This window comes from Streptomyces marokkonensis (assembly GCF_039539045.1).
GTDB classification, from domain to species: Bacteria; Actinomycetota; Actinomycetes; order Streptomycetales; family Streptomycetaceae; genus Streptomyces; species Streptomyces marokkonensis.
The window spans coordinates 65528-75516 of record NZ_BAABCQ010000015.1; the positions used below are offsets into that span (position 1 = coordinate 65528).

Genomic DNA, 9989 nt, shown 5'->3' on the forward strand with positions numbered 1-9989 from the left:
ACGGGGGACGGCGGCTTTCCGGCGATCGTAGCGGCTCCGCGCCGCAACTGGGTAAGCCAGGAAGCTGAGTCGGCGGCCGAACAGTGCCTACGGGGTGTGACCTTCTTCTCCAAGAAAACACCCCGTATCCGGACATCTAACCCTGGAATCGATACTCTTCGAGCAGTCGACGGCCGATGATCATTTTCTGGATCTCGGCGGTGCCTTCACCGATGAGCAGCATCGGCGCCTCGCGGTAGAGGCGCTCGATCTCGTACTCCTTGGAGAAGCCGTACCCGCCGTGGATCCTGAAGGCGTCCTCCACGACCTCCTTGCAGTACTCGGAGGCGAGGTACTTGGCCATCCCCGCTTCCAGGTCGTTTCGTTCGCCCGAGTCCTTTTTGCGTGCAGCGTTCACCATCATCGCATGCGCCGCCTCCACCTTGGTAGCCATCTCCGCGAGCTTGAACTGAATGGCCTGGTGCTGGGCGATCTGCTTGCCGAAAGTGTGACGCTGCTGGGCGTACCGGACGCCCAGCTCGAAGGCACGCTGAGCGACGCCGCAGCCACGTGCGGCCACGTTGACGCGGCCGACCTCGACGCCGTCCATCATTTGGTAAAAACCTCGGCCGGTGACGCCGCCGAGTACCCGATTGGCCGGAATGCGCAGGCCGTCCATGATGAGCTCGGTCGTGTCGACGCCCTTGTAGCCCATCTTGTCGATCTTGCCTGGGATGGTCAGTCCGGGCCGGACCTCGCCGAAGCCGGGCTCCTTCTCCACCAGGAAGGTCGTCATCGACCTGTGCGGTGCCGCGGCGGCCTCCGAAGCGGAGTGACCCTCGTCACTTCTGACCAGGACGGCCACGAGTGACGACGTACCGCCGTTCGTCAGCCACATCTTCTGGCCGTTCAGGACGTACTCCTCGCCGTCCTTCACCGCCTTCGAGGAGATGGCGGAGACGTCCGAGCCCAGCGCCGGCTCCGACATCGAGAAGGCGCCCCGGACGTCACCGGCGGCCATGCGGGGCAGGAAGTGGTCCTTCTGCTCCTGTGTGCCGTGCTGCTTGAGCATGTAGGCCACGATGAAGTGCGTGTTGATGATGCCGGACACCGACATCCAGCCGCGGGCGATCTCCTCCACGCACAGGGCGTAGGTCAGGAGCGACTCGCCCAGGCCCCCGTACTCCTCCGGGATCATCAGGCCGAACAGGCCCAGTTCCTTGAGCCCGTCCACGATGTCCTGCGGGTACTCGTCGCGGTGTTCCAGCTCGGTGGCGACCGGAAGGATCTCCTTGTCCACGAAGTCCCGGACGGTGGACAGGATCTCCTGCTGGACGTCCGTCAGACCGGCGGTCTGGGCGAGTCGTGCCATTACTGCTTCCCCTGTTCCCTCGGTTCGGGACGGCCCGGCTGTTCTCCCCCAGTGCCCGACTGGCCTGGGAGGGGCCCCCGGCCGCGCTCCTTGGCGTACGTCTCGGTGGGCACCATCACCTTGCGGCGGAAGACGCACACGATCGTGCCGTCCTGCTTGTAGCCCTTGGTCTCGACGTGGACGATGCCCCGGTCGTTCTTGGACTTGGACGGCCACTTGTCGAGCACGGTCGTCTCGCCGTAGAGGGTGTCGCCGTGAAAGGTCGGCGCCACGTGCTTGAGCGACTCGATCTCCAGGTTGGCGATCGCCTTGCCGGAGACGTCCGGGACGGACATGCCGAGGAGGAGGGAGTAGATGTAGTTCCCGACCACCACGTTCTTGCCGAAGTCGGTCGTCTTCTCGGCGTAGTTGGCGTCCATGTGGAGCGGGTGGTGGTTCATGGTGAGGAGGCAGAACAGGTGGTCGTCGTACTCCGTGACCGTCTTGCCCGGCCAGTGCTTGTACGTCTCCCCGACCTCGAACTCCTCGTAGGTGCGTCCGAACTGCATCGCGCTCAGCCCTCCGGGATCTCGAACTTGCCGGTGCGCCGCATGCCGGCCGCCCGACCCTTGCCCGCCACGACCAGCGCCATCTTGCGGCTGGCCTCGTCGATCATCTCGTCGCCGAGCATCGCGGAGCCCTTCTTGCCGCCCGCCTCGGACGTGCAGTACTCGTACGCGTCCAGGATCAGCTCGGCGTGGTCGTAGTCCTCCTGGGAGGGGGAGAAGACCTCGTTGGCGGCCTCGACCTGGCCCGGGTGCAGCACCCACTTGCCGTCGAACCCGAGGGCGGCGGCGCGGCCGGCGACCTCGCGGAAGCCGTCCACGTTCTTGATCTGGAGGTAGGGGCCGTCGATCGCCTGGAGGTCGTTGGCGCGGGCGGCCATGAGGATCTTCATCAGGATGTAGTGGTAGGCGTCCGCCGGGTAGCCGGGCGGCTGCTCGCCCACGACCAACGACTTCATGTTGATGGACGCCATGAAGTCGGCCGGGCCGAAGACGATGGTCTCGACGCGCGGCGAGGCCTGCGCGATCTCGTTGACGTTGTTCAGGCCCCGCGCGTTCTCGATCTGCGCCTCGATGCCGATGCGGCCCACCTCGAAGCCCATCGTCTTCTCGATCTGGGTGAGGAGGAGGTCGAGGGCCACCACCTGCTGGGCGTCCTGCACCTTGGGCAGCATGATGCAGTCCAGGTTCGGGCCGGCGCCCTCCACCACCGTCACGACGTCGCGGTACGTCCACTCGGTCGTCCAGTCGTTGACGCGCACCACGCGGGTCTTGCCGGTCCAGTCGCCCTCGTTGAGGAACTTGACGATGGTGTGCCGTGCCTCCGGCTTGGCGAGCGGCGCGCAGGCGTCCTCCAGGTCGAGGAAGACCTGGTCCGCCGGCAGGCCCTGCGCCTTCTCCAGGAAGCGCGGGTTCGAGCCGGGCACCGCCAGACAGGAGCGCCGGGGACGAAGGCGGTTGACCTGGGGAGCGGGGCTGGTCATGCGGGGACCTCCAAGGGGTCGAGCTTGTTCGCGTGCCGGATCTCGTCGACGATCCGGCCGATGATCGAGGTGATGTCGAAGTCCTTCGGGGTGAAGACCGCGGCCACTCCGGCGGCCCGCAGTTCTTCGGCGTCTCCGTTCGGGATGATGCCACCGGCGATCACCGGAATGTCTGTGGCACCGGCCACACGCAGCCGTTCCAGTACATCCGGCACCAGCTGGGCGTGCGAGCCGGAGAGGACGGACAGGCCCACCGCGTGCACGTCCTCGGCCAGGGCGGCGTCCACGATCTGCTCCGGGGTGAGCCGGATGCCCTGGTAGACCACCTCGAACCCGGCGTCGCGGGCCCGCACGGCGATCTGCTCCGCGCCGTTGGAGTGGCCGTCCAGACCGGGCTTGCCGACCAGGAAGCGCAGCTTGCCGACGCCGAGGTCCCCGGCCGTCAGGTCCACCCTGCGGCGGACCTCGCCGAGCGCCGAGCCCTCCTCGGCGGCGATCGCCACCGGCGCCGACGAGACCCCGGTCGGGGCGCGGAACTCGCCGAACACCTCGCGCAGCGCCCCCGCCCACTCGCCGGTCGTGACACCGGCGCGGGCGCACTCCAGGGTGGCCTCCATGAGGTTGTCGTCGGTGGCGGCTGCCTCGCGCAGCCGCCCCAACGCCCTGCATCGCCGCGAATGGTTGAACGGCGGCTGTTGGCTTCCTCGCTCGTCCGAAGGCGGGCGATTCCGGTCCGTACCTCGGCTGGGTACCACCTTGGGTTCCTGCTTCACGGGCTTCTGCCGATCCCCGAAGGGTGCGGTCCTACACAAGCCTCCACAGGCGTCACTTTCCGCCTGCCCGGCGGTAGGTTCGGCAACTCCGTTGTCGGACAAAGCGGCTTTGTCGGCATTACGGCGCCATTCGCGCAGGGCTTGCACAACCTGCGCCTCCACTGCCGGGTCGACCGTCTGGATCGCGGTGTCCAGGTCGGCGGTCAGCGGGTTCGGCTCGGTGCCCTCGAAGGCGTTGACACCGATGACTTTCTCCTCACCCGACTCGATCCGGGCCCGCCGCTCGGCGTGCGAGGCGACCAGCCGCGACTTGAGGTAGCCGGACTCGACGGCGGCCATCGCGCCGCCCATCTCCTGGATCCGTTCGATCTCGGCGAGCGACTCCTCGACCAGTTCGCCCACCTTCGCCTCGACCACCTTGGAGCCCTCGAAGAGGTCGCCGTACTCCAGCAGGTCGCTCTCGTACGCCAGCACCTGCTGGATGCGTAGCGACCACTGCTGGTCCCAGGGGCGTGGCAGGCCCAGCGCCTCGTTCCAGGCCGGCAGCTGCACGGCACGCGCGCGTGCGTCCTTGGAGAGGGTGACGGCCAGCATCTCCAGCACGATCCGCTGGACGTTGTTCTCGGGCTGGGCCTCGGTCAGGCCCAGGGAGTTGACCTGGACGCCGTAGCGGAAGCGGCGGTGCTTGGGGTCCTCGATGCCGTACCGCTCCCGGGTGACACGGTCCCAGATCCGCCCGAAGGCCCGCATCTTGCACATCTCCTCGACGAAGCGGACGCCCGCGTTCACGAAGAAGGAGATGCGGCCGACGACGTCGCCCATGCGCTCGCGCGGCACCTGGCCGCCGTCACGCACGGCGTCGAGCACGGCGATCGCGGTGGAGATCGCGTACGCGATCTCCTGGACCGGCGTGGCGCCCGCCTCCTGCAGGTGGTAACTGCAGATGTTGATCGGGTTCCACTTGGGGAGGTGGGAGACCGTGTACGCGATCATGTCCGTCGTCAGGCGGAGCGACGGCCCGGGCGGGAAGACGTGCGTCCCCCGGGACAGGTACTCCTTGACGATGTCGTTCTGGGTGGTGCCCTGGAGCCGGCCGATGTCCGCGCCCTGCTCCTCGGCGACGACCTGGTAGAGCGCCAGCAGCCACATGGCCGTGGCGTTGATGGTCATCGAGGTGTTCATCTGCTCCAGGGGGATGTCCTGGAACAGCCGGCGCATGTCACCGACGTGCGCCACCGGCACCCCGACCCGGCCCACCTCGCCGCGGGCGAGGATGTGGTCGGAGTCGTAGCCGGTCTGGGTCGGCAGGTCGAAGGCGACCGACAGACCCGTCTGGCCCTTGGCGAGGTTGCGCCGGTACAGCTCGTTGGACGCCTCGGCCGTGGAGTGGCCGGCGTAGGTCCGCATCAACCACGGCCGGTCCTTGTGGCGTTCGGTCATGCGGCGCTCCTCAGATGTTTCGGAAGCGGTTGATGGCGTCGGCGTGCCGGCCGCGCATCTCCTCGTCGCGCACGCCCAGGCCCTCCTCGGGTGCCAGGCACAGCACGCCGACCTTGCCCTGGTGGAGGTTGCGGTGGACGTCGTACGCCGCTTGGCCGGTCTCCTCCAACGAGTAGACCCTGGAGAGCGTCGGGTGGATCCTTCCCTTGGCGACGAGCCGGTTGGCCTCCCAGGCCTCGCGGTAGTTGGCGAAGTGGGAGCCGACGATGCGCTTCAGCGACATCCACAGGTAGCGGTTGTCGTAGCTGTGGTCGTAGCCGGAGGTCGAGGCGCAGGTGACGATGGTGCCGCCCTTGCGGGTGACGTAGACGGAGGCGCCGAAGGTCTCACGGCCCGGGTGCTCGAAGACGATGTCCACGTCCTCGCCGCCGGTCAGCTCGCGGATGCGCTTGCCGAACCGCTTCCACTCCCTGGGGTCCTGGTTGTGCTCGTCCTTCCAGAACCGGTAGTCCTCCGCGCTGCGGTCGATGATGTGCTCGGCGCCCATGCGCCGGCAGATCTCGGCCTTCTGCTCGCTGGAGACGACGCAGATCGGCGTGGCGCCGCCGGCCAGCGCGAACTGGGTGGCGTAGGAGCCGAGGCCGCCGCTCGCGCCCCAGATGAGCACGTTGTCGCCCTGCTTCATCTGCGCGCCGTTGCGGGAGACGAGCTGTCGGTAGGCGGTGGAGTTGACCAGGCCCGGGGCGGCGGCCTCCTCCCAGCTGAGGTGGCCCGGCTTGGGCATCAGCTGGTTGGACTTGACCAGCGCGATCTCGGCGAGACCACCGAAGTTCGTCTCGAAGCCCCAGATGCGCTGCTCGGGGTCGAGCATCGTGTCGTTGTGGCCGTCGGACGACTCCAGCTCGACGGAGAGGCAGTGCGCGACGACCTCGTCGCCGGCCTGCCAGGCGTTGACGCCCGGGCCGGTGCGCAGGACGACGCCGGCCAGGTCGGAACCGATGACGTGGTACGGCAGGTCGTGGCGCTTGGTGAGCTCGCTGACCCTGCCGTAGCGCTCCAGGAAGCCGAACGTCGACATCGGCTCGAAGATCGAGGTCCACACCGAGTTGTAGTTGACCGAGGAGGCCATCACGGCCACCAGGGCCTCGCCGGGGCCCAGCTCGGGCAGCGGCACCTCGTCCAGGTGGATCGACTTGCGCGGGTCCTTGTCGCGGGTCTCGAGGCCCGCGAACATCTCGGTCTCGTCCTTGTGGACGGTGATCGCGCGGTACGACTCGGGTAGCGGCAGGGCGGCGATGTCGGCCGGCGTCGAGTCGGGCGACTGGATCGCGGCCAGGATGTCCTTCATGGTCACGGTGTTGCCTCCGGCGGTGAGCGCCCTGAGGGAGGGGCGCTGAGGGTTGCGTCGGTGCTGCTGAGGGGTGTGGTGAGGGGTGCCGTCGGTTCGGCGGGGGGTGATGCTGTTCGGCAGCGCTTTGTGGCGCGGGAGGGTGCCTGTGACGCAGGCGCCGGGCACGCAGGCGGTCGCTTGCGGGGACAGCCCGGACACCTTCAACGTATGACACCGCGTGTCACCCCGCAAGGCACTGAGTGCCAGAATTTGCCCTCAGGTGAAATCTTTACCCATCAGATGAGCGATGATCGATCGAAGGAAGATCGGCCGGGCCGCGGGTGGGCCGCGAAAAGGGGCGTTGACATGCAAAAACGGCCACCCGGTGGGGTGGCCGTCGTCACACGGACGGCGGAGCGGGTCAGCGCTCCTTGAGTGCTTGTTCGATGGTGCGCATGACCTCGTGCAGCGGCGCGTCGGTACGCGCGACGGTCACCAGTACCTCGCCCTGCACGGAGGCCGAGGAGGCGGCCGGCCGTGCGGAGGAGGCCGCGGAGCGCCCGGCGCCGATGCCGGTGCCGAACGTCTTCCGCACGATCGCGAAGGCGTGGTCGAGCTGGGTCTCCACGTCTCCCTGGCCGCCCGCCCGCAGCCAGCGACGCAGCACGTGGTTGTGGGCGGTGACCACGGCCGAAGCGGCGACCTCGGCCAGCAGGGGGTCGTCGTTGGCGTCGTCGTCGTGCGCGTGCTCGTCGAAGTGACCGAGCAGGTAGCGGGTGAAGAGACGTTCGTAGCGGGCCACCGACGCGATCTCCGCCTCGCGCAGGGTGGGCACCTCGCGCGTCAGCTTGTACCGGGCGACCGAGATCTCGGGCCGGGCCGCGTACATCTTCATGACTTCCTTGATGCCGCGGCACACCGTGTCGAGCGGATGCTCGTGCGCGGGTGCCGCGTTGAGCACCGCCTCGGCGCGGACCAGGGTGTCGTCGTGGTCCGGGAAGATCGCCTCCTCCTTCGAGCGGAAGTGGCGGAAGAAGGTGCGGCGGGCGACTCCGGCGCGGGCCGCGATCTCGTCGACGGTGGTTGCCTCGTACCCCTTGGTCGCGAACAGCTCCATCGCCGCTGCCGCCAGCTCCCGGCGCATTTTGAGCCGCTGGGCGGCGGCTCGGTTGCCGGCCGCGCTCTCCGGCGCGTCGGGCGTAGCTGGTGTACGTGAGGACTTGGCGGGCTGGGACATGCCCCGAACGTACTGCATGTGCACGCAATCACGCGCGTGACCGGGGATTCCCCCACCAGGGACGGCCGGGGGAGAGCCGGCAGGGGAGGGAGGAGGGGACCCCGCCGGGGAGGGCGGGGGAGACGTGGCCGGATCGAGCAGCCCGCCCCAGTCACCCACGCCCGTCCTCTCACCCACCCCCGTCCTCCTCGGACCGGAACCGGTCACCGGGACCGGGGTCAGCGGCGGGCATGCTCGCGGAAGCCGCGCCCCGTCTTGCGGCCGAGGCAGCCCGCGGCCACCAGGTGCTCCAGCAACGGCGCCGGAGCCAGGCCCGGATCGCGGAACTCGCTGTGCAGGACCTTCTCGATGGCGAGCGAGACGTCCAGCCCGACCACGTCCAGCAGCTCGAAGGGGCCCATCGGGTAGCCGCCGCCGAGCTTCATCGCCGCGTCGATGTCGTCGAGCGTCGCGTAGTGCTCCTGCACCATCTTCACGGCGTTGTTCAAGTACGGGAACAGCAGCGCGTTCACGATGAACCCGGCCCGGTCGCCGCAGTCCACGGCGTGCTTGCGGACCTTGGCGCAGACCTCGCGGACGGTGGCGTGCACGTCGTCGGCGGTCAGCACCGTACGCACCACCTCGACCAGCTTCATCGCCGGCGCCGGGTTGAAGAAGTGCATGCCGATCACGTCCTGCGGGCGCGAGGTGGCGCGGGCGCAGGCGACGACGGGCAGTGAGGAGGTGGTGGTGGCCAGCACCGCGCCAGGCTTGCAGACCTTGTCCAGGGTGGCGAAGAGCTGCCGCTTGACGTCCAGGTCCTCGGCGACCGCCTCCACCGCCAGATCGACGTCGGCGAAGTCGTCGTACGTCTCCGTCGGCGTGATCCGCTCCAGTGTCCGCGCGGCGGCCTCGGCGGTCGTTCTGCCCTTGTCGACGCCGCGGGCCAGGGACTTGCCGATACGGGCCTTGGCCGTCCGCGCCTTCTCCGCGCTGCGGGCGGCGAGCACGACCTCGTACCCGGCCTTGGCGAACACCTCGGCGATGCCGGACGCCATGGTGCCCGACCCGGCGACGCCCACCGCGCGGACGGCACGGCCGGTCACCGGGCCGTCACCCGTGCCCGGGGTCAGCGCGTCCGGCACGACGGCCGCGCTGCCCGGCGCCTCGTAGGTGTAGAAGCCGCGCCCGGCCTTGCGGCCGGTCAGGCCCGCCTCGCTGAGCTGCCTCAGGATCGGTGCCGGGGCCTGCAGACGGTCGTGGGAGGCGGTGTACATGGCCTCCAGGACGGTGCGGGCGGTGTCCACGCCGATCAGATCCAGCAGGGCCAGCGGGCCCATGGGCAGGCCGCAGCCGAACCGCATCGCGGCGTCGATGTCCTCGCGGGAGGCGTAGTTCGCCTCGTACATCGCCGCGGCCTGGTTGAGGTAGCCGAACAGCAGTCCGTCGGCGACGAACCCGGGCCGGTCGCCGACCGCGACGGGTTCCTTGCCGAGGTCGAGGGCGAGGTCGGTGACCGCCGTGACGGCGCCCGGCGCGGTCAGCACGGAGGAGACGACCTCCACCAGCCTCATCGCCGGCGCCGGGTTGAAGAAGTGCAGGCCGAGCACCCGCTCCGGGCGGGCCGAGTCGGCGGCCAGCCGAGTCACGGACAACGCGTTGGTGCCGGTCGCCAGAATGGTCTCGGGGCGCACGATCCCGTCCAGCTCCCGGAAGACCTGCTGCTTGATCTCGTACGACTCCGGGACCACCTCGATCACCAGGTCGGCGTCGGCCGCCGCCCGCAGGTCGGTGGAGGTGCGAAAGCGTGCGCGGGCGTCGGCGCGCTCCTGCTCGGTGAGGCGTCCGCGCTCGACGGCACGGGTGATGGAGGACTCCAGCGTGGCGACGGCCGTCGCGGCCTGAGCCCCACTGATGTCGATGCCGACGACGTCACGGCCGGCCCGGGCAAGGACCTCGGCGATGCCGGTGCCCATGGTGCCGAGGCCGACGACGGCGATGCTCCGGAGCGGGGGCAGTGGGGTGTCGGACAGGGGAGTGGCCATCGCGGGACTCCAGGAATGAGGGTGACGACGGAACACGCCCGGATGCGCCGAGGGCGCACCGGTGCGTGCGGAAGGGAGTGGAGTGCGGGTGTTGCCGGGCTGACTGGCGCACACGCCCGGTGCCGTCGCGGCGGGCGTGCACACGCCCGCGCGGCGGTCTGGGACCGGCCCTGTCCCGAGGCCGAGTCGTACTGCGGTACCTGGGACCCGACTACCCGAATACCCGAGAATCGGATACGTGGATCGCCTGGGTGCCCGGAGTACCGAACCGACTGCTCTCTGCGCTCACGACGGCCGCGTCACCAT

7 protein-coding genes are annotated in these 9989 nt (G+C 69.2%); all 7 read right to left on the reverse strand.

All coding sequences use genetic code 11. The annotated features are described in order from the left end of the window. Positions 1 to 136 precede the first annotated feature (136 nt). On the reverse strand, positions 137 to 1351 hold the full coding sequence (locus ABEA26_RS05965) for an acyl-CoA dehydrogenase family protein (protein ID WP_345589888.1): 1215 nt from the start codon (positions 1349 to 1351) through the stop codon (positions 137 to 139). Next, the gene (locus tag ABEA26_RS05970) at positions 1351 to 1899 is read right to left on the reverse strand and encodes a MaoC family dehydratase (RefSeq protein ID WP_345589890.1); all 549 of its coding nucleotides are present in this window, start codon (positions 1897 to 1899) and stop codon (positions 1351 to 1353) included. Before ABEA26_RS05970 ends, ABEA26_RS05965 begins: the two co-directional genes overlap by 1 nt. A 5-nt stretch (positions 1900 to 1904) precedes the next feature. Beyond that, positions 1905 to 2879: an HpcH/HpaI aldolase/citrate lyase family protein gene (locus ABEA26_RS05975; RefSeq protein ID WP_345589891.1), complete on the reverse strand. Its 975-nt coding sequence runs from the start codon at positions 2877 to 2879 to the stop codon at positions 1905 to 1907. Beyond that, positions 2876 to 5092, reverse strand: coding sequence for a protein meaA (locus ABEA26_RS05980; RefSeq protein WP_425587790.1), 2217 nt, complete (start codon positions 5090 to 5092; stop codon positions 2876 to 2878). Before ABEA26_RS05980 ends, ABEA26_RS05975 begins: the two co-directional genes overlap by 4 nt. Positions 5093 to 5102: 10 nt before the next feature. Further along, positions 5103 to 6440 carry a crotonyl-CoA carboxylase/reductase gene (gene ccrA, locus ABEA26_RS05985; RefSeq protein ID WP_345589899.1) on the reverse strand — a complete coding sequence of 446 codons (1338 nt, stop codon included), beginning with the start codon at positions 6438 to 6440 and terminating at the stop codon, positions 5103 to 5105. 403 nt (positions 6441 to 6843) lie between these two features. Next, complete coding sequence (locus tag ABEA26_RS05990; RefSeq protein WP_345589893.1) at positions 6844 to 7659, reverse strand: TetR family transcriptional regulator; 816 nt, start codon at positions 7657 to 7659, stop codon at positions 6844 to 6846. Positions 7660 to 7877: 218 nt separating this feature from the next. Beyond that, positions 7878 to 9683: a 3-hydroxyacyl-CoA dehydrogenase family protein gene (locus ABEA26_RS05995; RefSeq protein ID WP_345589895.1), complete on the reverse strand. Its 1806-nt coding sequence runs from the start codon at positions 9681 to 9683 to the stop codon at positions 7878 to 7880. Between the last annotated feature and the right edge of the window lie 306 nt (positions 9684 to 9989).

What these genes read in the sequence shown, in the direction of transcription:
- ABEA26_RS05965 (WP_345589888.1), bottom strand. Translation starts at nt 1,351, where the DNA reads ATGGCACGACTCGCCCAGACCGCCGGTCTGACGGACGTCCAGCAGGAG.
- ABEA26_RS05970 (WP_345589890.1), bottom strand. Translation starts at nt 1,899, where the DNA reads ATGCAGTTCGGACGCACCTACGAGGAGTTCGAGGTCGGGGAGACGTAC.
- ABEA26_RS05975 (WP_345589891.1), bottom strand. Translation starts at nt 2,879, where the DNA reads ATGACCAGCCCCGCTCCCCAGGTCAACCGCCTTCGTCCCCGGCGCTCC.
- ABEA26_RS05980 (WP_425587790.1), bottom strand. Translation starts at nt 5,092, where the DNA reads ATGACCGAACGCCACAAGGACCGGCCGTGGTTGATGCGGACCTACGCC.
- ccrA (WP_345589899.1), bottom strand. Translation starts at nt 6,440, where the DNA reads ATGAAGGACATCCTGGCCGCGATCCAGTCGCCCGACTCGACGCCGGCC.
- ABEA26_RS05990 (WP_345589893.1), bottom strand. Translation starts at nt 7,659, where the DNA reads ATGTCCCAGCCCGCCAAGTCCTCACGTACACCAGCTACGCCCGACGCG.
- ABEA26_RS05995 (WP_345589895.1), bottom strand. Translation starts at nt 9,683, where the DNA reads ATGGCCACTCCCCTGTCCGACACCCCACTGCCCCCGCTCCGGAGCATC.